Source organism: Clostridium isatidis (assembly GCF_002285495.1).
GTDB classification, from domain to species: Bacteria; Bacillota; Clostridia; order Clostridiales; family Clostridiaceae; genus Clostridium; species Clostridium isatidis.
The window spans coordinates 2179558-2203928 of record NZ_CP016786.1 but is presented as its reverse complement, the minus strand read 5'-3'; the positions used below and the strand labels follow the sequence as shown (position 1 = coordinate 2203928).

23 protein-coding genes are annotated in these 24371 nt (G+C 30.2%); 22 read left to right on the top strand and 1 reads right to left on the bottom strand.

The annotated features are described in order from the left end of the window. Nucleotide 1 precedes the first annotated feature (1 nt). The 12 genes from BEN51_RS10385 (at nt 2) to BEN51_RS10335 (ending at nt 15004) form a co-directional block, all read left to right on the top strand. Nucleotides 2-601, top strand: coding sequence for a hypothetical protein (locus tag BEN51_RS10385; RefSeq protein ID WP_123962170.1), 600 nt, complete (start codon nt 2-4; stop codon nt 599-601). A gap of 237 nt (nt 602-838) precedes the next feature. Then, nucleotides 839-1687, top strand: coding sequence for a BglG family transcription antiterminator LicT (gene licT, locus BEN51_RS10380; RefSeq protein ID WP_119865996.1), 849 nt, complete (start codon nt 839-841; stop codon nt 1685-1687). Between the two features lie 211 nt (nt 1688-1898). Beyond that, entirely contained in the window at nt 1899-3344 is a 1446-nt protein-coding gene (locus BEN51_RS10375) for a PTS transporter subunit EIIC (RefSeq protein ID WP_335621834.1), read from the top strand. Nucleotides 3345-3352: 8 nt separating this feature from the next. After that, a complete protein-coding gene (locus BEN51_RS14145) occupies nt 3353-3802 on the top strand; it encodes a PTS sugar transporter subunit IIA (protein WP_335621852.1) in 450 nt (149 codons plus the stop codon). A gap of 43 nt (nt 3803-3845) precedes the next feature. Further along, nucleotides 3846-5270 (top strand): 6-phospho-beta-glucosidase, encoded by a 1425-nt coding sequence (locus BEN51_RS10370; protein ID WP_119865995.1) that lies wholly within the window; start codon nt 3846-3848, stop codon nt 5268-5270. A gap of 39 nt (nt 5271-5309) precedes the next feature. After that, nucleotides 5310-6557, top strand: a complete 1248-nt coding sequence (locus BEN51_RS10365) for an alpha/beta hydrolase (protein WP_119865994.1) — start codon at nt 5310-5312, stop codon at nt 6555-6557. A gap of 173 nt (nt 6558-6730) precedes the next feature. After that, nucleotides 6731-8830, top strand: coding sequence for a sodium-translocating pyrophosphatase (locus BEN51_RS10360; RefSeq protein WP_119865993.1), 2100 nt, complete (start codon nt 6731-6733; stop codon nt 8828-8830). Nucleotides 8831-9049: 219 nt separating this feature from the next. Beyond that, nucleotides 9050-10633, top strand: a complete 1584-nt coding sequence (locus BEN51_RS10355; protein ID WP_119865992.1) for an alpha-glucoside-specific PTS transporter subunit IIBC — start codon at nt 9050-9052, stop codon at nt 10631-10633. 11 nt (nt 10634-10644) lie between these two features. Further along, nucleotides 10645-11154, top strand: a complete 510-nt coding sequence (locus BEN51_RS10350; protein ID WP_236906202.1) for a hypothetical protein — start codon at nt 10645-10647, stop codon at nt 11152-11154. 869 nt (nt 11155-12023) lie between these two features. Further along, nucleotides 12024-13361, top strand: a complete 1338-nt coding sequence (locus tag BEN51_RS10345) for a 6-phospho-alpha-glucosidase (protein ID WP_119865991.1) — start codon at nt 12024-12026, stop codon at nt 13359-13361. A gap of 130 nt (nt 13362-13491) precedes the next feature. Beyond that, on the top strand, nt 13492-14256 hold the full coding sequence (locus tag BEN51_RS10340) for a MurR/RpiR family transcriptional regulator (RefSeq protein ID WP_119865990.1): 765 nt from the start codon (nt 13492-13494) through the stop codon (nt 14254-14256). Beyond that, nucleotides 14246-15004: a MurR/RpiR family transcriptional regulator gene (locus tag BEN51_RS10335; protein WP_119865989.1), complete on the top strand. Its 759-nt coding sequence runs from the start codon at nt 14246-14248 to the stop codon at nt 15002-15004. Before BEN51_RS10340 ends, BEN51_RS10335 begins: the two co-directional genes overlap by 11 nt. A 41-nt stretch (nt 15005-15045) precedes the next feature. Here BEN51_RS10335 and BEN51_RS10330 read toward each other — a convergent pair whose 3' ends face one another. Then, nucleotides 15046-15510, bottom strand: coding sequence for a hypothetical protein (locus BEN51_RS10330; protein ID WP_119865988.1), 465 nt, complete (start codon nt 15508-15510; stop codon nt 15046-15048). A gap of 86 nt (nt 15511-15596) precedes the next feature. Here BEN51_RS10330 and BEN51_RS10325 point away from each other — a divergent pair, with 86 nt between their 5' ends. From BEN51_RS10325 to BEN51_RS10280, 10 genes are all read left to right on the top strand, one after another. After that, the gene (locus BEN51_RS10325) at nt 15597-16121 is read left to right on the top strand and encodes a YcxB family protein (RefSeq protein ID WP_119865987.1); all 525 of its coding nucleotides are present in this window, start codon (nt 15597-15599) and stop codon (nt 16119-16121) included. Between the two features lie 206 nt (nt 16122-16327). After that, nucleotides 16328-17518, top strand: a complete 1191-nt coding sequence (locus BEN51_RS10320; protein WP_119865986.1) for a phosphopentomutase — start codon at nt 16328-16330, stop codon at nt 17516-17518. Between the two features lie 162 nt (nt 17519-17680). Continuing rightward, nucleotides 17681-17890: a hypothetical protein gene (locus BEN51_RS10315; protein WP_119865985.1), complete on the top strand. Its 210-nt coding sequence runs from the start codon at nt 17681-17683 to the stop codon at nt 17888-17890. A 123-nt stretch (nt 17891-18013) separates the two neighbouring features. Beyond that, the gene (gene deoC / locus BEN51_RS10310; protein ID WP_119865984.1) at nt 18014-18730 is read left to right on the top strand and encodes a deoxyribose-phosphate aldolase; all 717 of its coding nucleotides are present in this window, start codon (nt 18014-18016) and stop codon (nt 18728-18730) included. A 182-nt stretch (nt 18731-18912) separates the two neighbouring features. Next, the gene (locus BEN51_RS10305; protein WP_119865983.1) at nt 18913-19548 is read left to right on the top strand and encodes an HAD family hydrolase; all 636 of its coding nucleotides are present in this window, start codon (nt 18913-18915) and stop codon (nt 19546-19548) included. Nucleotides 19549-19695: 147 nt separating this feature from the next. Beyond that, nucleotides 19696-20346, top strand: coding sequence for an FMN-dependent NADH-azoreductase (locus tag BEN51_RS10300; RefSeq protein ID WP_119865982.1), 651 nt, complete (start codon nt 19696-19698; stop codon nt 20344-20346). Nucleotides 20347-20560: 214 nt separating this feature from the next. After that, nucleotides 20561-21772: an ABC transporter substrate-binding protein gene (locus tag BEN51_RS10295; protein WP_119865981.1), complete on the top strand. Its 1212-nt coding sequence runs from the start codon at nt 20561-20563 to the stop codon at nt 21770-21772. A gap of 3 nt (nt 21773-21775) precedes the next feature. After that, nucleotides 21776-22477 (top strand): GTP-binding protein, encoded by a 702-nt coding sequence (locus BEN51_RS10290; RefSeq protein ID WP_119865980.1) that lies wholly within the window; start codon nt 21776-21778, stop codon nt 22475-22477. Further along, complete coding sequence (locus BEN51_RS10285) at nt 22470-23483, top strand: ATP-binding cassette domain-containing protein (protein WP_119865979.1); 1014 nt, start codon at nt 22470-22472, stop codon at nt 23481-23483. Before BEN51_RS10290 ends, BEN51_RS10285 begins: the two co-directional genes overlap by 8 nt. A gap of 210 nt (nt 23484-23693) precedes the next feature. Further along, on the top strand, nt 23694-24320 hold the full coding sequence (locus tag BEN51_RS10280; protein ID WP_119865978.1) for a hypothetical protein: 627 nt from the start codon (nt 23694-23696) through the stop codon (nt 24318-24320). Nucleotides 24321-24371: the final 51 nt, after the last annotated feature.

Here is a 24371-nt window from a genome sequence, read left to right as displayed (position 1 = left end):
AATGTATAAAAAGGAAACTTTAGGGGAGAAAGACATGAATATTATGGATGAAAGAATGATTGACAGTTTTTTAGGCGAAATTAAGAGACAGTGTGAATATGTTTTTATGTCTGTAGGAATATTAAATAGTTCATTAACACCTAATGGGGGAGGAGCTAATGCCACTTTTTATGCCTTAGAAAATTTAATTAGTTCTTTAGCCAATATATCTAAAATCCTTTATCCCACTGAAAAATATGAGGAAAGAGGTGAAGCTTTAAGAGATAAGCTTGAAATTAAAGAGGATAGTGAAGCTTTCTATAGCCAAAAATCAGAGACAGCAAGAAAGTTTAGGGATATTTTAGAGCGTTATGATGAATATTTTGAAGAATGGTATAAAGAAGGAAGAAATAATATAATAGCAGTTTGTAATGTTGGACCAAGAAATAACATTATAGATGAAAAAGCAGCTAGCTATTTAAGGCATTATGATAATACAAAGGCTAGTTTTATATTCTTAGATGAAGAATATAGTATCCTGCCAATAATAAAGGAAACTGATGAAATCTATAATAAAATACTAAATATTGAAAAGGAGAAATTTAAAAATAGTAGTTTCTAAATATATATTTTTTCAAATTTTGAAAATAATTTAGAAAACGTTGACAAGATTAAAGTCAATTGATAATATTAAGTTATAGTAAATGGATAGTGATTGTTTAAGTACAAGCTAGACCTATTTATATGAGATTCGTTCGACAGTATTGTTGGGCTTATTTTACATATAAATAGGTTTTTTTATTACCTTAAATTCTTGTATTATACAAGAATGATTAAATAATTAAGAAAGGAGGATAATATGAAAATCGAGAAAATTCTTAATAATAATGCTGTTGTAATTAAGGAAAATGACAATGAGAAAATTGTCATGGGCTGTGGTATTGCATATAAGAAAAGGGTTGGAGATGAAGTTTCAGAGGATAAAATAGATAAAATATTTCTACTATCTAATAAAGAAATAAATAATAAATTTCAAGAACTTGTATCAGATATTCCAATGGAATATGTTGAACTTGGAGAGAAAATTATAACCTTTGCAAAGACACAATTAGGTAAGAAGTTAAACGATACAATTTATATTTCACTGGTAGACCATATTTATACAGCAATAACAAGGTTTTTAGAAGGTATCGAAGTAAAAAATGCCCTCCTTTGGGAAATTAAAAGATTTTATAAAGATGAATATCCCATTGGTCTTACAGCTCTAGATCTTATTGAAGAGATATTTTCAGTTAGGTTACCAGAGGATGAAGCAGGTTTTATTGCCCTTCATATTGTAAATGCAGAAATGGATGGTAATGAAAAGGAAGTAAAAAGGGTTTATAAAATAACTAAGATAATGCAGGAAATATTAAACATAGTTAGATATAATTTTAAAATTAGCTTTGATGAAGACTCGGTATATTATTATAGATTCATTTCTCATTTAAAATTTTTTGCAGACAGGGTGTTTAGTGAAAGAACTTATAAAGATGAAAATAATGATGATTTATTTGGAATTATTCAAAATAAATATAAAAACTCCTTTCAATGTGTAGAGAAAATAGCTAAATTTATTGAAGATAAATATCAGTACATTATTTCTGATGAAGAAAAATTATATTTAACAATTCATATTGAAAGAATAGTTTATAAATCAAATAAATAGTAGATACAAATTCACATAGATATATTAAATTAATTTTTATTTAAATTACTTAATTAAGATTTATATATTTTTATATATAAAAATAATTTTAAAAAGGAGGGCAGACATAATTAAAAATAATTATTTATTACTTTTATTTTTTAATTTGGATGGTGACATTAAGTTGGCCAAACCTTCATATTTCATAATTTAGAAATTGGAGGAGAGTAAAATGGGCAAGTATGAAAATTTAGCAAAGGAAATTGTAAAAAATGTTGGTGGAAAAGAAAACATCAACGGATTAACACATTGTATTACACGTTTAAGATTTAGACTTAAAGATGAATCAAAGGCAAAGGATGAAGTCCTTAAAAATATGGAAGGTGTTGTTACTGTAATGCATAGTGCAGGACAATATCAAGTAGTAATAGGTAATCATGTACCTATGGTATTTGAAGAAGTTTGCAAGGTTGCAGATATTTCTATTGATAAGGGCAGTGAAGTTGATGCACATAAGGGAGCATTTAATAAGCTTATAGATATTATAAGCGGCTGTTTCCAACCTTTCCTAGGAGCCCTTGCAGCAGCAGGTATGATTAAGGGATTTAATGCATTATTTGTATTCCTTGGCCTTTATGCACAAACAGATGGAGCTTATATTTTATTAAATTCAATTGGTGATGCAATATTCTATTTTATGCCAATAATAATTGGATATACTTCTGCAAATAAATTTAAGCTTAATCCCTTTGTAGGAATGATAATTGGAGCTGCTCTTTGTTATCCAAACATTCAAAAGTCAACATTAGCAGCTGGTGAGCCATTAATGACTTTATTTGGTGGTACTTTTGCAGAAAGTCCAGTATATATTAAGATTTTTGGAATTCCATTTTTAGCACAAGACTATACAAGCAGTGTAGTGCCAGTAATATTTATTGTTTGGTTTGCTAGTAAGTTACAAAAGCTTGGTAAGAAGTTTATACCAGAAATGTTACAAAATTTCTTTGTACCAGTATTTGTATTGCTAATTTCCCTTCCACTTGGCTTCTTAGTAATAGGACCAATAGTATCAATTGCTACAAGCTTAGTTGGAGAAGGCTTTGGAAGTTTATATGAATTATCACCAATAATATGCGGAATTTTACTTGGCTTCTTCTGGCAAGTACTTGTTATTTTTGGATTACATTGGGGATTAATTCCTTTAGCAATGATGAATTTAGGAATTCTAGGATACGATACTATTTTAACAGGAACGTTTGGAGCTTCCTTTGCACAAACAGCAGTAGTAATTGCAATGTACTTCAAATTAAAAGATAAAAAGCAAAAAGCTTTATGTCTGCCAGCAATTGTATCAGGAATTTGTGGTGTAACAGAACCTGCAATCTATGGTTTCTCATTACCTAAGAAGACCCCATTTATTTATTCTATGATAGGCGGTGCAGTAGGTGGAGCCATCATGGGAGCAATGAATGTAAAATCTTATACTATGGGTGGTCTTGGAATATTTGGTGTTGTAAACTACATTAATACAGCTAATAATGATGCCAGCGGAATGTTTGCTTCATTTATATGTATAGCAGTATCAATGGCAGTAGGTTTTGTATTGACCTATTTCTTATGGAAAGATAATTCAGTAGTTGAGCAAGATAGTAAAAAAAAACTAGAAATGTCTCTTTAGAGAAGGAAATTATTAAAGCTCCTATAGCAGGAAATATTAAGCCTTTATCAGAAATTGAAGATTCTGCTTTTGCTCTAGGCTCATTAGGTAATGGAGTAGCAATTGATCCTACAGAAGGAAAAGTAGTTGCTCCTTTTGATGCTACAGTTACTTCATTATTTCCAACAAAGCATGCAATTGGATTAATTTCTGATAAGGGCATAGAAATATTAATTCATATTGGTATTAATACAGTTAAATTAGAAGGAAAATATTTTAAAGCCCATGTAAATCAAGGTGATAAAGTAAAGGCAGGTCAAAACTTAATTACTTTTGATATAGATGGAATAAAAAAAGAAGGTTTTAATATAGAGACTCCTATTGTTATAACAAATAGTTCTGATTATCTTGATATCATAGAAACGGAAAAAGAATATGTTAATAGGAATGATGAATTATTAACAGTAATAAATAATTAATAAATGAACTAAAAAAATATAATATTGAAAGGAATGAAGGATAATGGGATTTAGAAAAGATTTTTTATGGGGAGGAGCAACTGCTGCAAACCAATGTGAAGGTGGATATAATGAAGGGGGAAGGGGCCTTGCCAATGTGGATTTAGTGCCTATAGGAAAGGATAGATTTCCTATATTAGCTGGTGAAATGAAGATGTTTGAATTTGATGATGAACATTTTTACCCAGCAAAGGAAGCTATAGATATGTACCATCATTATAAGGAAGATATTAAGCTTTTTGCTGAAATGGGTTTTAAAACTTATAGATGTTCAATAGCTTGGAGTAGAATTTTCCCAAATGGTGATGATGAAAGTCCAAATGAAGAAGGTCTAAAATTCTATGAAGACATGTTTAAGGAATGCCGTAAATATGGTATTGAACCTTTAGTTACAATTACCCATTTTGATTGTCCAATGAATCTAGTAATAAAATATGGTTCTTGGAGAAATAGAAAGATGGTAGATTTCTATGAAAAACTATGCAGGGTTATTTTTAATAGATATAAGGGACTTGTTAACTATTGGTTAACCTTTAATGAAATTAACATGATCCTTCATGCACCATTTATGGCTGCAGGTATCTGCTTTGAAGAGGGAGAAAATAAAGAGCAGGTTAAATATCAAGCAGCACATCATGAATTAGTAGCAAGTGCACTAGCTACTAAGATAGCTCATGAAGTTGATCCTAACAATAAGGTTGGCTGTATGCTAGCTGCTGGAGATACCTATCCATATACCTGTAAACCAGAAGATGTATTTGAAGCAATAAAGAGAAATAGGGAAAATTATTTCTTTATAGATGTTCAATCAAGAGGAGCTTATCCATCTTATGCCCTAAAGGATTTAGAAAGAAAGGGGATAGAGATTAAGATGGAAGAGGGAGATGAAGAATTATTAAGAAATAATACAGTAGATTTCATTTCAATTTCTTATTATTCTTCAAGATGTGCAAGTGCAGATCCAGAAGTTAATAAAAAGACAGCTGGAAACATATTTGCATCTTTAAAGAATCCACATCTAAAAGCTAGTGAATGGGGCTGGCAGATAGATCCTCTTGGATTAAGAATAACTTTAAACACCTTATATGACAGATATCAAAAACCATTATTTATTGTAGAAAACGGTCTTGGAGCTGTGGATATACCAGATGAAAATGGCTATGTTGAAGATGATTATAGAATTGCTTACTTAAGGGATCATATAAAGGCAATGAAGGATGCTGTTGAAATTGATGGGGTTGACTTACTTGGATATACAACTTGGGGCTGCATTGACTTAGTAAGTGCTGGTACAGGAGAAATGAAAAAGCGTTATGGTTTTATCTATGTAGATAGAGATAATGAAGGTAAAGGAACATTAAAGAGAACTAAGAAAAAGAGCTTTTATTGGTATAAGAAGGTTATTGCATCAAATGGAGAGGAGCTTTAATTATTAATAAAAGATTTAAAATTAGTAGGGGAAATTTATATGATTGGAATAGAGGTTTCTGGTGAATTTATAGCTTATATACAAGGAGATGACTGGGGCTGCGGAGTTAGCAAAATAGTTATTTCCTTGGATAAGGAGATAGATACAGTTTCTAAAGAAAGCTTTAAAGTAGAGGAAACTAAAGAGGCTTTTGACTGGGCAAGAGCAGAATTAGGTCTAAGGACAGTTAAAAGGGAAAGAAGAATAGAAGATGCATATACAAGTGATGAATTTGGAAGGAAGATTGAAGGAGCATCAAAGTATATTACTATTTTAATGAATTTTACACCCTATGATGGAAACTATTTATTATTTTCACCACCTTGCCCATATAATAGATATCCAAGCTTATATAAATTAGACATATCCATAGCAGATGGAGAAGTCTTAAAATCTGGGGGAAAGGAAATTTTAGAGTTTAAGATTGATCCTAATATAAAAAGCTATGCTACCAGTGCAGATAAATTTAAGACTGCTAATTATAAAGCTAAAGAGGGGATAGAGTATAAATATGCTTACTATGAGCCGGAAGAAAAAACTAAAAATCTTGTTGTATGGTTACATGGATTAGGGGAAGGTGGTCTAGAAAATACTGATCCTTATCTTACTTGTCTGGCTAATAAGGTTCCAGCATTGATAGAGGATAAATTCCAAAAATTAATGAATAAAGCAAATATATTAGTACCACAATGTCCAACCTTCTGGATGGATAACACTGGTAGGGGGATAATCGTAGATTATAAAATAGAGGCTGATGGAACTTCTTATTATACCAAGTCTCTATTTGAATTAATAAATTACTATAAAGAAAAAACAGCTTCTGAAAAAGTTATAATAGCCGGTTGTTCTAATGGAGGCTATATGGCCTTGCTACTAGCCTTAGAATATGGAAGAGTTTTTGATGGCTATGTATTAATTTGTGAGGCTATGGAAGATAAATATATTAGTGATGAAAAAATTGAGGCAATTAAGGATTTACCACTATACTTTATATATTCAAAGGATGATCCAGTAGTAGCTCCAAAAAGCTTTGAAATACCTACAATAAAAAGACTTAGGGAAGCTAAGGCTAGTAATTTACATGTAGCTTCTTTTGATAAGGTCATAGATACAAGAGGAAGATTTAATGATGATGAAGGTAATCCATATAACTATGGAGGTCATGCATCTTGGATATACTTCTTTAATAATGAAGCTAAGTGCGATGAATGTGGAATTGACGTTTGGAGCTGGATGGCAGAGCAATAATAAAAAAGTCCAAGTACTAAAGATAAAAGAGTGCTTGGATTTTTTGTTATATTATTAAAAGATTTTTATAAAAATCATCCATATTTTTATTTTCTGTAATTTACCAAAAAAATCAAACGTATATTTTAGTATGGGACATCTTTGTTTATTTTAATAAAATGGGAGGAATAAATATGGATTTTATTATTTTTGTTTTGCTTGGAGCTGTTTTAGGTTTGATTTTTGCGGCTTATCAGATAAACTCTGTTCTAAAAGAAAGGGAAGAGGATGAAAAGATAAAAAGCATTTCTAGGAAAATTAGAGAAGGGGCAGATGCTTTCTTAAAAAGACAGTATAAAGGAGTATCAATATTTTTTTTAGTAATGTTTGTTATATTTTTGGCATTATCTTTCTTAGGCTATGTTTCAATATTCTTACCTTTCTCCTTTGTTATTGGAGGATTTTTATCAGGCCTTACCGGCTTTATTGGAATGAAGGTTGCAACAAATGCTAATGGAAGAACCACAAGTGCAGCTAAAAAGAGCTTAAATGATGCCTTAAGAGTTTCCTTTAAAAGTGGTTCTGTAATTGGTATTGTTGTTGTTTCATTAGGTTTACTCTATATTGGATTATCTTATTTAGTTTTATCTTATTATTTTAAGGATTTAGCAGAAACAGAACGTATAGTTAAAATTTCAACAAATATAGTTACTTTTGGTATCGGAGCTTCTTCCATGGCTTTATTTGCCAGAGTTGGAGGAGGAATATTCACTAAGGCTGCAGATGTTGGTGCTGATTTAGTTGGTAAGGTTGAAGCTGGTATTCCTGAAGATGATCCAAGAAATCCAGCAGTTATTGCAGATAATGTAGGGGATAATGTAGGTGATGTTGCAGGAATGGGGGCAGATTTATATGAATCTTATGTAGGATCAATAATTTCTTCCTGTGCTTTAGCAGTATCTGCAGGTTTATCTATTAAAGGCTTTGCACTACCATTATTTGTTGCTGTTTTAGGAGTCTTAGCCTCAATATTTTCAACCTTTTTTGTAAAGGTGAAGGAAGATGCAAGTCAAAAGAATCTTTTAAAGGCCTTAAGGAAGGGAACTTATATATCAGGAATAATTGTAGCCCTAGGCTCATTCTTTATAGTAAAAGAAGTATTGGGAATGGAAAACATAGGTATATATTTTAGTATATTATCTGGGCTCCTTGCAGGTATATTAATAGGATATTTTACTGAATTCTATACTTCAGATAGTTATAGTCCAACTCGAAAGTTAGCAGAAACTACTAAGACAGGTACAGGAACTTTAATAATTGGTGGCTTATCCTTAGGAATGATATCTACAGCAATTCCTGTAGTTATTGTTTCAATATCAGTTTTAATTAGCTTTATTTTATCAGGAGGTCTAAAGGACTTTAGCTTAGGCTTATATGGAATTGCTATTTCTGCAGTTGGTATGCTTTCAACCTTAGGCATAACATTAGCAACAGATGCTTATGGCCCAATAGCAGACAATGCAGGCGGAATTGCAGAAATGACTAATCAAGATCCTGAAGTAAGGAAGAGAACGGATGCTTTAGATGCCTTAGGAAATACAACAGCAGCAACTGGTAAGGGCTTTGCAATAGGTTCAGCTGCTTTAACAGCTCTTGCATTTATAGCTTCCTATAAGGATTCTATTGAAAGTATAGCTAAAAACGGAGCTTTTGAATTTGCTTTTGATTTATCTATATTAAATCCTCAAGTTCTAATAGGACTTTTTATTGGTGCTATGGTTATATTCGTATTCTCCTCAAAAACAATGGATGCAGTTGGACGAGCTGCCTCTGAAATTGTTGTTGAAGTAAGAAGGCAATTTAAAGAAATTCCAGGACTTATGGAAGGAAAGGCAGAAGCAGATTACGCCTCCTGTGTTGATATCTGTACAAAGTCCTCTCAAAAGGAACTTATACCAATTGGAATAATAGCAATTTTAACTCCTGTTATCGTTGGTTTAGTATTAGGACCAAATGGAGTAGCAGGCCTTCTTGCAGGGGCTACTATAACTGGCTTTTCAGTTGCTATTCTAATGTCTAATGCTGGAGGAGCTTGGGATAATGCTAAAAAGTATATAGAATCTGGAGTTTTAGGCGGAAAGGGTTCAGACTGCCATAAGGCAGCAGTAGTTGGTGATACTGTTGGGGATCCATTTAAGGACACTACAGGACCATCAATAAATATATTAATAAAGCTAATGTCAATGGTGGCAATAGTCTTCGGAAGTTTATTCTTACATTTCAGTATTTTTTAATTAAAGGACTGTCTTATGGCAGTCCTTTTTTTACTATCCTGTGAGAAATTTCAAAAAATGTTCAATTTAATAGAAGGAGAAACCCTTTACCTAAAGCATGAAAACGTATTGAGCCTCAAAAAGAACTCTGATAACATTTACTTATCAAATTGATAGATTTGATAAAGCTATTATCTATAACTACTATTAAAAATTAAAAAAGAAGGGAAGAGGATAGTTATGATGCAGAAAATTCAAAAATTTGGAGGTGCAATGTTCACCCCGGTACTATTATTTGCTTTTGCAGGTACTGTAATTGGAGTGGGTACCTTATTTACAACTGAAACAATAATGGGATCATTAGCAGCTCCAGATAGTTTTTGGTATCAATGTTGGAATGTAGTATTACAAGGTGGGTGGACCGTATTTAATCAATTACCGCTATTATTCGTAGTTGGTTTACCTATCGGAATGGCTAAGAAGCAAAATGCAAGATGTGCTATGGAAGCTCTAGTTCTATATTTAGCTTTCCATTATTTCTTAAGCACAATGCTTGCTCAATGGGGAACTTTCTTTGGTGTTGATTTTGCTCAAGAAGTAGGTGGGACAAGCGGTCTTACTATGATAGCAAATATCAAAACCTTAGACATGGGAATGATTGGAGCCCTACTTATTTCAGGAATTGTTATTTATCTTCACAATCGTTACTTTGACACAGAATTACCTGAATGGTTAGGAACTTTTAGTGGTTCAACTTTTATCTTTATGATTGGTTTCTTTGTAATGATACCTGTTGCTGTTTTAGCTGCATTTATATGGCCTAAAGTTCAGTTAGGAATGGCAGCTTTCCAAGGCTTTATTAAGAATGCAGGAGCTTTTGGAGTTTGGGTATTTGTATTCTTAGAACGTATATTAATACCATTTGGATTACATCATATTTTATATTCTCCATTCTGGTATGATAACGTAGTAGTTCAAGGAGGCTTATATTCTTACTGGGCAAATAATTTACCAGAGATTGCAGCATCAACTGCTTCTTTAAGATCTTTAGTACCAGAAGCAGGGTTTTCATCAACAGGCTTTTCAAAAATCTTTGGTGTTCCGGGTATAGCCCTTGCATTCTATGTAACTGCAAAACCAGAAAAGAGAAAGAAGATATTAGGTCTTTTAATACCAATTACTTTAACTTCAATCTTCTGTGGTGTTACTGAACCTATTGAATTTACATTCTTATTTGTTGCTCCATGGTTATTTGGTGTACATGCTTTATTGGCAGCAACTCTTTCAACTGTTATGTATCTTGCAGGTATTGTAGGAATTCATGCTGGTGGTGTTATAGAAATGGCATCATTAAACTGGATACCATTAATGGGAAATCACTGGAAAGAATACTTATTAATGCTTGTAATTGGATTAGTATTCACAGGAATTTGGTTTGTAGTATTTAAATTTTTAATAGAAAAATTTGATGTTAAGACTCCAGGAAGGGAAGATGATGAAGATATTAAATTCCGTTCTAAGGCAGAATATAGAGAAAAGAAAAATGCTAAAAATGGAGAAAGCAAGGCAGAATTTATAAAGCTAATTTTAGAAGGATTAGGTGGAAAGGACAATATTGTTGATGTTACAAACTGTGCAACCCGACTTAGAGTAAATGTTAAGGATGAAACTTTATGTAAGGATGACACTTACTTTAAATCAATTGGGGCTCATGGCTGCTCTGTTAACGGTAAGTCCTTCCAAGTTATTATTGGACTAAAAGTACCTCAAGTAAGAGAGGATTTTGAAAACTTATTAAATAGTGAAAATGAAGCTTTAGTTTAGGAGAGGAATAAATGAGCAAGGTAAAAACAATGCAGAAAATAAATAAAAAAGAGATAGAAACATTAAATAAATACTTTGATATTTTAAAGTTAATTCTTTTAGTGTCTCCCTTTATAAGTATTATGTATTTATCCTTAAAAGCTACAACTATTGGATTAACTATATCGGAAGCAATTACAAATAATCCAGAGTTTAGTATAGTGTTTCTAGTTTCTATGATAAACCCTTTTATAGCTTATTTATTAAAAGTTATGCACAATAAAATCAATAATAATGATGTTGAATATGCAGTAGTGAATTTAGTCCTAATTTTATTAGCAGAGCTTTTATTACAAAATATATTATTCATTGCATTATTTGTCTTTATACTATATAAAACATTAAAGGTCTACAAGATAAACATTATAAACAGCTTTAAAAAGAAGCTTACAAAAGGGTTTTTAATAACTATTTCAGGCAGTGTTTTTATTATTGCTTTAGCTAGTATATGCTCCTTTGCTATGATGAGAATTAATATTTAAAATAACAAGGCTACGATAAATAGGATATGCTTATTTCATATATCCTATTTATCGTAGTATTTTTATATTTAATATTATAAATCACTCGTTTTTAATTTTATAGCCCACCTAAAACTTTATGGAAATACTTATTAAAAAAATAATAAAACATTGTTCTGATGAGAATGTCTGTTCTTGCATGTGGCAAAAATTATAAACATATAAGTATTTTAAACAATTATCAAAAAATTCAAATCCATGCCAGAAAATATTATAATTCAAAGTATATTCTATTAAGAAAAAACTCCACATCTTCCTTATGTTGCTTATATTCGCTATATTTATTTCCAAGAAAAAAAGTAATGCCTAAAAGGAAAATTATCAATATAGATTTTGAAATAGAATATTTAAATTTAATAAAAACCTTCTCCCTTCACAAATAGTTAGTTTACAATTCATTGTAATTTTTTGTAATTACTTAATATTATAATAACACTATTTACAATTTTGTTCCAATATGCCTTAGAGTCTTAGGTTTGTCTGATCGTAGCGAGTTCTGCTAAAACTCTTTACATAGTAGTTATTCCGAGCCTAGTACTTCTTTACGCAGCTTTTTAGTATGCAGAAATTGAGAATTATTAACCTATAACTGAAACCATTCTTTCATTTCACGCTCCAAACTCCACACTCCAAACTCTACACTCCAAACTCCACACTCCAAACTCCACACTAAATGAGCTGTGTGAAAAGTCACAGAAAATGTTAAAAGAAACAGTTGTATAGACCTATTCTCTAAAGGTTTCCAATCTATTGTAATCGGTTTTCAGCGAGTGTAATATGTAAGCATAGACAGAAAAAATTTAAATTTACATAAATAGGAGGAATTAAAAATGGAAAACAAAAAGTATTCAATAACAGTTGCTGGCGGAGGAAGTACATTTACACCTGGAATAGTATTAATGTTACTAGATAATCTAGATAGATTTCCAATCCGTTCAATAAAATTCTATGACAATGATGCAGAAAGACAAGAAATAGTTGCAAAGGCTTGTGAAATTTATATAAAAGAAAATGCACCAGAAATTGAATTTGCCTATACAACAGATCCTGAAACAGCTTTTACTGATATAGATTTCGTATTAGCTCATATCCGTGTCGGTAAATATGAAATGCGTGAAAAAGATGAAAAGATTCCACTAAAATATGGAGTAGTTGGACAAGAAACTTGTGGACCTGGAGGAATAGCTTACGGAATGCGTTCTATAGGCGGGGTATTAGAAATCCTTGACTACATGGAAAAATATTCACCTAACGCATGGATGTTGAACTATTCAAATCCAGCAGCAATAGTTGCAGAAGCAACAAGAAGATTAAGGCCAAACTCAAAGATATTAAATATCTGTGATATGCCAATAGACCTAGAAGAAAAAATGGCTCGTATTTGTGGCTTAAAATCAAGAAAGGAAATGCAAGTATCTTATTATGGATTAAACCACTTCGGATGGTGGACAAAGATCTATGACAAAGATGGAAATGATTTAATGCCAACAATTAAAGAACATGTAGCAAAGAATGGATTTGCAGATGCTTTATCTGATACAAATCAACATGTTGATGCAAGCTGGATGGAAACTTTCAGAAAGGTAAAAGACGTATATGCAGTTGATCCATCAACAATACCAAATACTTATTTAAAATATTACTTATTCCCGGACTATGTAGTAGAACATTCTAATCCAGAATATACAAGAGCAAACGAAGTTATGGATGGAAGAGAAAAGTTTGTATTTGGAATATGTAAAGAAATAATCGAAAAAGGTACAAGCAAAATAGAAGGAACTTTTGAAGCAGATGCTCATGCAACTTATATAGTTGATCTAGCTTGTGCAATTGCAAAAAATACACAAGAAAGATTCCTGCTTATAGTACCAAATGAAGGTGCAATTGAAAACTTTGATAGAACAGCAATGGTTGAAATTCCATGTATAGTAGGAAGAAATGGTTATGAAAAGATTTGCCAAGGAGCTATTCCTCAATTCCAAAAAGGCTTAATGGAACAACAAGTAAGTGTAGAAAAACTAGTTGTTGAAGCTTGGATAGAAGGAAGTTATCAAAAATTATGGCAGGCAATTAGCTTATCTAAGACAGTACCAAGTGCAAGAGTTGCAAAATTAATACTAGATGATTTAATAGAAGCTAATAAAGGATACTGGCCAGAATTAAAATAATAAAAGTCTTTAGAGAGTTGACCTAGAAATAGGATTAACTCTCATTTTTTATTAGACAAACCCTACAAATTAATGTAAAATTTAAATAATTATGAAATATAAAATTATATTAAGAAAGATGGGGCAAATTATGAAGTTAGATGAATTGGTGAATAAAAATTATAATCAGCTTAGTGAAAATGACTTTTATATCTGGAATTATATATCAAAGCATAGAAAAGAATGTGAAAATTTATCAATTGACCAATTAGCATCTAAATGTAATGTATCTAGATCTACAATACTTAGATTTGCAAAAAAAATATCTTTAAAAGGTTATAGTGAATTAAAATTATATTTAAAATTGGATAATGAAGTTACAAAGGAAAATACTTATAATGTTGATTTAGTTTGCAGCAATTATGAAAAGGTTATACAAAATATAAGGGAAAAAGACTGTACAGAAATATTTAAGGCTATTGATGATGCAAGAAATATATATGTATATGGCGTTGGAATGATACAATCTTCAATTAAAAAGGAATTAAGGCGCGTATTTATGATGGCAGGAAAAACCCTTTATGATGTAAGCGGCTATAAGGAGGCTGAGTATGCCTTAAATAGTGCAGCTTCAGAAGATATTTTTATAATAATTTCAGTTTCAGGAGAGAATGAATTTATTTTAGAGCTGGCAAAGAAGCTAAATGTAAAGAATATACCTATTATATCTATTACTCAGTTGAAGGAAAATTCCTTATCACAATTAAGTAACTTTAATTTATATATATCATCTGTTACATTTCCTGAAGTTTTGGATGTTATGGAATATAAATCTCTTACCTCTTATTTTATATTAATTGAGATTTTATTTTTAAAGTATGTTGAATATATAGGAGGCTGGAGAAATGAAAATTGAAGATTTAATATATAAAAACTATAAAAAACTTAATGAAAATGATTTATATATTTGGAATTATATTCTAAGTCATAAAGAAGCTTGTAGTTCTATGTCAATGCAGGAGTTAGCCAGCAATTGTAATGTTTCTCATACAACTATATTAAGATTTGCCCAAAAGTTAGGTTTAGAAGGCTATAGTGAGCTTAAGATATATTTAAAGTGGGGGAATAAGGATAATTACTCCTTCAATGAAGAGGAAATTGATAATACCTATAAGGATTATATTAAAACAATGGACCTTTTAAAGAAGGAAGATTTTACAGAACTTTTTTCAATGATGGAAAAGGCTAATAAAATCTATGCCTATGGTACAGGAGCTGTACAAACTAATGCAGCAGTTGAATTAAAAAGAAATTTCCTTACAGTAGGGAAGTTGATAAATGTATTAGAAGGAAAAGACGAGCTTTATATAATAGGAAAATATTTTAAGGAAAATGATTTGGTTTTCTTATTCTCTCTTTCAGGTGATAATAACTTGATTAATAACTTTGCTATAAAGTTAAAGGAGAGGGGAGTAAAAATTGTATCAATTACCAAGGTTGGTAATAATAAATTATCCCAATTAAGCGATATAAGCATTCAATATCATTCCCATTGTGTAGGAAAAATTGATGAAGATTTAGAGGTTTTTACAGTATCCCAATTTTTTGTGATAAATGAATTTTTATTATTGAAATATATGCAGTATAAGAATAATAAGAAATAAAAAGAGTGTATCAGTTTTTTTCTGCTACACTTTTTTATTAATTAAATATAATCTGTTATGCTTCCTTCTCCAGCTTCTAAATTAGTAATATCATAAATTAGCCATTGATTATTTTCGTAAATAAAAATAAAGTTACAATTAATAGGTATTTCTAAATTAGCGAAATTAAAAATAATATCAGCATTAGCCCTTGTTGTTCTTTTATCTATTTTTGATAATTCTTTTATTTCACTTAAACTTGTAAAATCAGCTGCTGAAGTAAAAATCTCGGCATCAACTATGGCTTCGTTAATATCATCAGATACCAAGAGACTAGAGCTTATAATATTATAGGCTTCTTCTTTTGTTAATTCAGGAATATCATAGAAAATTTTAATATATAGAGAGACAAAAAAGGATAAAGCGAAGACAATCATTAGGAAAATAGAGAAGCCAAATTTAAATTTAGGAGAGAATTTTTTGTTTTTCCCTTCTATAAAAACAACTTTATCACTATAAGTATTCATATTTCCTCCTAATATATACAGAAATAAAAATATATGTTATGATTATTATACATTAATTATTAGGGTATAAAAAGGGGAGAAAATAAATGAAATTACAGTTTAGATATATGGACAGTGATTTTCTAGAATTACTTAAAATAACTAATATTAATAACAGCAAAATTAAAAGAGGGAGAATAGGCTTAGCTGTATTATTTCCCGCTGCATTTTTATTAATTATGCTTTTATTAATTGAGTATTTAGAAGAGTATATCCTAATATCCTTTATTGTTTGGCTGGTATTTACAATTGTTTGGACCATATTTAGTAAGGATATTTATAATCATATTATGGAAAAATCCTTTAAATCTGCAGCAAAAGAAATTTTATCAAAGGGAATTGATTGCTTGAAAGATACAATATTTTCATTAGATGAAGAAGGAATTAAAAAAGAAATTGATGGGATTGTTCTTACTGCAAGCTGGGAAGCAGTTGATAAAGTTTTTGTAACTGAAACTAATATATTTATAAAACTTATTAATACTAACTACATTAATATACCAAAAAGGGTTTTTGAAAATAATGAAGAGCAGGAAGAATTTTTAAGATATATAGATAAACATATTAAATGAAAATTTTATGAAAGAGAAAAAGCATAATAGCAAAAGGCTAGGATTTATATAAATCCTAGCCTTTATTAATTTTTATAGGAAAGAACTGCTCAATAAAATTATAAAAAAACTTTCGCAAAATTCTGCATATGCTAGGTTAATATTGCAAAAAATGATATAATGAATATATACAAATAAAATATTTTTTTAATTAGAAAGGAGAAGTTATGGGAAAGTATAAAAGAATTTTTACAATAGTTATAGATTCTCTTGGTGTTGGAGCAATGGATGATTCTGAAAAGTACGGAGATATTGGAGTAGATACTCTTGGGCATATAGCTGAATCAGTAGAAAAGCTTAACATACCAAACCTTCAAAAGTTAGGTATAGCAAATTTACATCCTATTAAAAATGTTCCACCAGTAGAAAAACCTTTAGCACACTTTATGAAAATGAAAGAAGCAAGTTTAGGAAAAGATACAATGACTGGTCATTGGGAAATGATGGGACTCAAAATTGAAACCCCTTTCAAAACTTTTACTGATACAGGTTTTCCTAAAGAATTATTAGATGAATTAGAAAAAAGAACTGGTCATAAAATTGTTGGTAACAAAAGTGCAAGCGGTACCGAAATTTTAGATGAGCTTGGTGAACATCAAATTAAGACTGGAGATATGATAGTATATACTTCAGCAGATTCAGTATTACAAATTTGTGGTCATGAAGAAACTTTTGGTTTAGATGAACTTTATAGATGTTGTGAAATTGCAAGAGAATTAACTCTTAAAGATGAATGGAAAGTAGGTCGTGTTATTGCAAGACCATATGTTGGAATGAAAAAGGGTGAATTTAAACGTACAAGCAATAGACATGATTATGCTTTAAAACCATTTGGGAAAACTGCACTAAATACTTTAAAGGAAAATGGGTATGATGTAATATCTGTTGGAAAAATCAATGATATATATGATGGAGAAGGTATAACAGAAGCTCATAAGTCTAAGAGTTCAGTTCATGGTATGGAACAAACTTTAGAATTAGCAGATAAAGATTTTAATGGTTTATGCTTTGTTAACCTAGTTGACTTTGATGCCCTATGGGGACATAGAAGAAATCCAGCTGGATATGCTAAAGAACTAGAAAAGTTTGATGTAAACTTAGGTAAATTATTAGAAAAGTTAAAGGAAGATGATTTATTAATAATTACAGCAGACCATGGTAATGATCCAACTTATACAGGTACAGATCATACTCGTGAACATGTTCCATTTATAGCTTATTCCCCATCTATGAAAGAAAGCAGTTTAATGGAAACTTCAGATACCTTTGCAGTAGTAGGAGCTACAATTGTAGATAACTTTGGATTAAAGATGCCTGAAAACACAATTGGATATTCAGTATTAGATAAACTTGTATAATTTTATAATATATTTTTAGTAGAGGATGCGGCAAGCATCCTCTTTTATATTAATTTCTTAATAAATTTGTAATAATTTATTTTAAAAATGTAAAGGATTTAACAAAGATTTATAGAATAAGTAATAGAATAAGTAACAAGGTATAAAATAGGGGGAAAGGCAATGAATTTTGAACAAGAAATAATAAAATTATTAGAAAGACATAGAGAAGGTATTACTTTAGATGATTTTGAGAATGTTTACTTTAAGAATGACTTAGAATTTAGAGAGGGCAAAACAATTAAGGTTGGAGAAAACATTCACATTTATTTAGAAAAACTAGAAAAAGAAGAAAAAATAAAAATTGAAGGGAATAAAGTAATTTTAAAATAATAAAAATCACTTCACTAACTTTGCTTAGTGAAGTGATTTTTTATGGAATATATTAGAGTGGACTCCTGTAAATATATTAATATGAAAATTTGTTTTATATGGTTAATAAAGGGAGGAGATTTTATGAAGCCTAATAAGAAGGCAAGGGAAATGACTGTTAAGGAATTAGCAGCCTATATTGATCAATCTGTATTAAAGCCAGAATTTACAGAAGAAGACATAAGAAAATATATTCAAGAAGGAATAGACTTTGGATGTAAAACTGTATGTATTAACCCATCTTCTTTAGATATAGCTCGTGAAATGACAAGGGGTACAGAAACAAAAATATGTGTAGTATGTGATTTTCCTTTTGGAACTTCAACTACAAAATCTAAGGTTATGCAGGCAGAGGAAATATGTAAGAGCGGAGATGTATATGAACTAGATGTGGTTGCAAATTATGGCTGGATAAGAAGTGGAAAATGGGACAAAGTTGAGGAAGACATAAGAGCTGTTTGTGATATATGTCATAAATATGGCGTAGCAGTAAAAGTGATTTTTGAAACAGATGCTTTAAGTTTAGAAGAAGTTGCTAAGGCAACAGATGTGGCATGTAATGCTGGGTCAGATTTTGTAAAGACTTCAACAGGTTTTTATACTGGAGGAGAAAACAAGGGAGCTACTGTAGAAGTTATAAGGGTTATGATGGAGGCAGCAAAGGGACGCTGCAAGATTAAAGGTTCAGGATGCATTAGAACAAGGGAACATTTTTTAGAACTTATTGATATGGGAATTGATCGCATGGGAATAGGCTATCGCTCTACTCCTGTAGTTTTAAATATAAAAGAAAATAAATAAAAAGTTATAAGAGAAGCTGTTACTATTCAAAAAGGAAAATGATGGCAGCTTCTTTTAGTATTTATTTTTATAATCCTCCTTATTAAGTTATAATAGTATTAAGAAAGGAAAATATTAAGTATTGATGTTTTTAAATTTGATTTTGCTGAAAGAGGAAATAAAAACTAATAGGAGGAGAAGAAATGAAAAAAGGAATAATATTTGATTTAGATGGAACCCTGTGGGATTCATGCCCACAAATAACTGAAAGTTGGAATAAGGCTATAGAAGAATGTGAAGATATAGATTTTAGATTAAGCCAAGAAGATATAAGGTCTGTTATGGGGAAAACTCCAAAGGAAATCGCTGTTGCCCTATTTAATAAGGTTACAGAAGAAAGAGCATTAGAGATTATGGAAAAATGTTTTGAAGAAGAAGAAAAGGTTATAAGAAAAAAGGGTGGAGTATTATATCCTAAGCTTGTAGAAACTTTAGAGGAATTAAAAAAAGATTATGAGCTTTTTATAGTAAGCAATTGTCAGGATGGTTATATACAGGCCTTTTTAGATTTCCATAAATTACGTAACTATTTTAAAGATTATGAAAACGCAGGAAGAACAAAGTTAAATAAAGATAAAAATATAGAGTTGGTTGTAAAAAGAAATAATTTAGATAAGGCTCTCTATTTAGGGGATACAGAAGGTGATTATAAGGCTGCTAAGCTTGCAGGAGTTCCTTTTGTACATGCTAAGTATGGCTTTGGAACAATAAAGGATGAAACTTATTATATTAATTCTTTTAAAGAAATTAAGGAAGTTGCAAAGGAAATATTAAGATAATTCTAATAGGGGCATAGTTGTTTCAAGGAAAGAGACAATGGTTGTCCCTATAAATTTATAATTTATTTACTTTCTAATAGAATTTTTTTATAAATTAAGAAGATACTAATTAAAAGATAATATTTTTAATTAGTAGAGGTGAAATTTATGAAAAAATTATTGTATATCACAGTTAACTCAAAGCCAGAAGAAATGTCATCTTGTAAAACAGTTGGAAGGGCATTGGTCAATAGATTTTTAAGCATATATCCTGACTTTACTCTGGAGGAATTAGACCTTTATAAATGCCATATTCCAAGATTAGAATATCAATATTTTGAGGGAAGAAATGCTTTAATAAAAGAAGAAGCTTTTAAGGATCTGCCTCCTCATCAACAAGAAGAAATACATAAAATAGTTAAACTAACAGACCAATTTAAAGAAGCAGATATGTATGTTATAGCTGCTCCAATGTGGAGTTTATCTTTCCCATCTCCTCTTAAGGAATATTTAGACTGTGTCATTATGAATGGAAAAACAATAAGTATTACTGATGATAAGGTTAAGGGCTTATTAGATGATAAGCCAAGAGGAATGATCTATGTTCAATCTTCTGGAGGAAAAATTCCATGGATGTTAAGGCCAGTTTTAAATAGGGGCTTAAATTATGTAGAAGATTTAGTAAAAATGATGGGAATAAAGAGGTTCCAAGAACTCTTAGTAGATGGAACAGGAAATAGCGAAGAAGAAAGAAGGAAGGCTATAGAAAAGGCTGTTGAGAAAATAGATAATGTTATTGGAGAAGTGTGGAGGGAGTAGTGCAAAAAGAGGCTGATACAGCCTCTTTTTTGCAATTCACAATTCATAATTTATAATGTACAATTTAGGATGAAACTACTGCCTAGTTTCTGAAATTTAATTATTACTTTATTGAATATTGTAAACTTTAAATAATAAATGTAACGGAAGTTACGGATTTTTTGGTAAATAATGTGTAAAATGTTTATATATTTTATTGTGGGGGAGAAGTAAAATGGAGAACAAATATTTTAATATAAAAGATAGTTTATATGATATTACAGAAAAATATCCAGCTGCCATTAATTTATTAGTTGCTGCAGGTTTTGATAATATAAAGGATGAAAATGCCAGAAAGACCTTTGGAAAGGCAGTTACTTTAGAAAATGCCTTAAAGTTAAAGAAAATTAATCTAGAAAGCTTTGTTAATAATTTAGTAGAAAAAATTGAAGAAGATGAAATTAAGGAAAAGAAGGACAATAATAAAAATATAAAGATTGCTGGAGTATTGCCTTGTCCGGTTAAAGTGCCTTTAAATGAAGCTTTTGAAAAATTTATTAAGGAAAGTAATTTACCTTATAATTTAGAATATGAATTAAAGGCTGCTTCAATGGGAGTAGATTGGATAATTGAAGAGCTTAAAAATGATGCTGTAGAAAAGCTGCCAGATATGTTTATATCAGCAGGTTTTGATATATTCTTTGATAAAAATTTATTTGGTAAATATAAGGCAGAAAATCTTTTTGAAGATATAACAGGTATAGAAAATTATAATAGGGACTTTAATAATGATTATATAAATTTAAAGGATCCTAATGGACAATATTCAATTTTATCAGTTGTTCCAGCAATATTTTTAGTTAACAAAGATGAGCTAAAAGGAAGAAAGGCACCTGAAAGCTGGGAAGATATTTTACAGGATGAATTTGAAAATAGTATAAGTTTACCAATGAAGGACCTAGATTTATTTAATTCTATCTTACTAAATATCTTTAGAAGATTTGGAGAAGATGGTATTAAAAGATTAGCCAGAAATCTAAAGAGAAGCATGCATCCAGCAGAAATGGTAAAATCACATATTAAGCTTGGAGATAAGCCTGTAATAACTATTATGCCTTATTTCTTTACTTGGATGGTTAAAGAAGGCGGCCCAATGACAGCAGTATGGCCAAGGGAAGGTGCTATTATAAGCCCGGTATTTATGCTTACTAAGAAAGAAAAGAAGGAAGAATTAAAGCCTATAGTTGATTTCTTTGCAGGAAAAGAAGTGGGAGAAATTTTAGCCCATCAAGGAAAATTCCCAAGCGTTAATCCAGAAGTTGATAATATGCTTCCAAAGGAAAACAGGTATATGTGGATTGGCTGGGATTTTATCAAGGAAAATGATATTTCAAGCTTAATTAAGAAATGTGAAGATATATTCTACAATAGTGTTAAGGGGGAATAATAGATGAATTTAGTTAATGTATCAGGTCCTCCATCTTCAGGAAAAACTTCTGTAATATTAAAGACTATCGAATCAATAAAGAGTAGGGGGCTATCTGTAGGAGTAGTTAAATTTGACTGCCTTTATACAGATGATGACCTATTATATGAAAAGGCTGGTATTCCAGTGAAAAAGGGCCTATCAGGATCTTTATGTCCAGATCACTATTTTGCAAGCAATATTGAAGAAGTTGTAAACTGGGGAATAAGTGAAAAGCTAGATTTATTAATTACTGAAAGTGCTGGTCTTTGTAATAGATGTTCTCCATATATAAAGGGAATAAAGGCAGTATGTGTAATAGACAATTTAAGTGGAATAAACACTCCTAAAAAGATTGGTCCAATGCTTAAAACTGCTGATATTATAGTAATTACAAAGGGAGACATTGTTTCTCAGGCTGAAAGGGAAGTTTTTGCCTCAAGGGTAAATTCTGTAAATCCTCAAGCAATAATTATCTTTGTAAATGGTCTTACAGGTCAAGGGGCCTATGAACTTAGCACTTTGATATATGATGAGAATTTAAATATTGATACAGTTAGGGGTAAACAATTAAAGTTCCCAATGCCTTCAGCCTTATGCTCTTACTGCCTAGGAGAAACAAGAATAGGCTCAGAATATCAAATGGGAAATGTAAGAAAGATACAAATAGGTGATAATAATGATTAAGATAAAGGAATTAGAAAAGCAAAAAATAAGAGAATTGGAAAACAAATATCCTTTCATTTTATCCTTTTTTGAAAATAATAAGTTAGATGTGGAGGATTTTAAAGATTACAGCCTAGAAGAATATTTAAATCATTTTACAGCAGAAGATCTTGAGGAATGGGCAATAGATATAGATAAAATTAAGGCTGACTTAGAATTATATCTTAATCAAATGATTGAATTTTTAGGACTAGATAAAGAAAGAGTAGATTCTATTACCATACTTGCAGGAAAAGACAAGAGTGGTAATCCAGAAAACTTTACAGAACTGGTTATTAAAAAAAGTGAAATTATTTCAATTGTAGGACCAACAGGTTCAGGAAAGAGCAGGCTTCTTGCAGATATAGAATGGGCTGCTAATAAAGATACTCCTACTGGAAGAACTATTCTACTAAATGGAGAAAAGGCGGACCCAAGCCTTAGATTTTCTACAAGCAATAAGCTGGTTGCTCAGTTATCTCAAAATATGAATTTTGTAATGGATCTTACAGTAAGGGAATTTTTAGAACTTCATGCTAAGAGCAGAATGATAGAAAATGAAGAGGAAGTTATAGAAAAAATAATATCTGCTGCTAATGAATTAGCTGGAGAAAAGTTTGATTTAGATACTCCAATAACAAGATTAAGCGGAGGTCAATCAAGGGCTTTAATGATAGCTGATACAGCCATATTAAGTACTTCTCCAATAGTTTTAATAGATGAAATTGAAAATGCAGGTATAGATAGAAAAAGGGCCCTAAATCTTCTAGTAAGTGAAGAAAAAATAGTTCTTATGGCAACTCATGATCCAAGTCTTGCCCTTATAGCAGATAAAAGAATAGTAATTAAAAATGGTGGAATTCATAAAATAATCGAAACAGATAAAGAAGAAAAAGCAGTATTAGCAGAGCTTGAAAAGATGGATGAGCTAATAAATAATATGAGGGCAAAGCTGAGAAGAGGAGAAAAAATTTCCTTAGACAGTTAGGAGTGTGGAGTTAGGAGTTAGTAGTTAGGAGTGTGGAGTTAGTAGTGTGGAGTTGTATAGGGATAGATTTAACTCTCTTGTGTAAAAGCAGGAGAGTTTTTTATTTTATCATTATGTAATATTATTAAAAATTTGGGGTTTTAATACAAATTAATATATAATAAATATATTAGATTGTTTCTAAATGTTAATTTATTGGGGGAGAAGATATTGAATAAGGAATATAAGAAACTAAGAAAGCAGCTTACTAAAGAAAATAGAAAGGTATTTACTCAAATAGAATTATATCTATCTAACAATAATATAAAAGAAAAGATATATAAGGAAAAGTTAAATGAGATATTATTAAAGGCTCTCGAAGCTCAGAATCAAGGTCTATTGATAGAGGATGTCGTGGGTTATGATTATATTAACTTTTGTAAGGAGTTTATAAAAAACTCTTCTAAAAGGAGCTTGTTAGAATGGATTATAAACTTTTTATATAAAATAATTAATTATCTAGGGATTTTTCTTATTATTTCAGTGTTAATAGAGTATAATAATATTTTTATAGATAAATATGATATAAGTTTAAATATTCCATATTTTATTAATTTAATTATTTATGCAGTATGTATCGAGTTTATTAATACTTTTAAGTATAAAGTCTTTTTTATAGATAGAAAAAATATAGGAGTTTTAGTAGTATTAATTTCAATTTTAGTTAGTCTTCTTTGTGTATATTTCAATGAGATTTTTCTTGCAAAAGAATATGTTTTAAAAATAAATATTTTTATATTATTAATAATTTTTGGAATTAACTTATTATTATATAAATTAAAATCAATTTATTTTTAATTGTTCTAATACTAGTTAAATTCATTTTATATTTTATATAGCACCTTACAA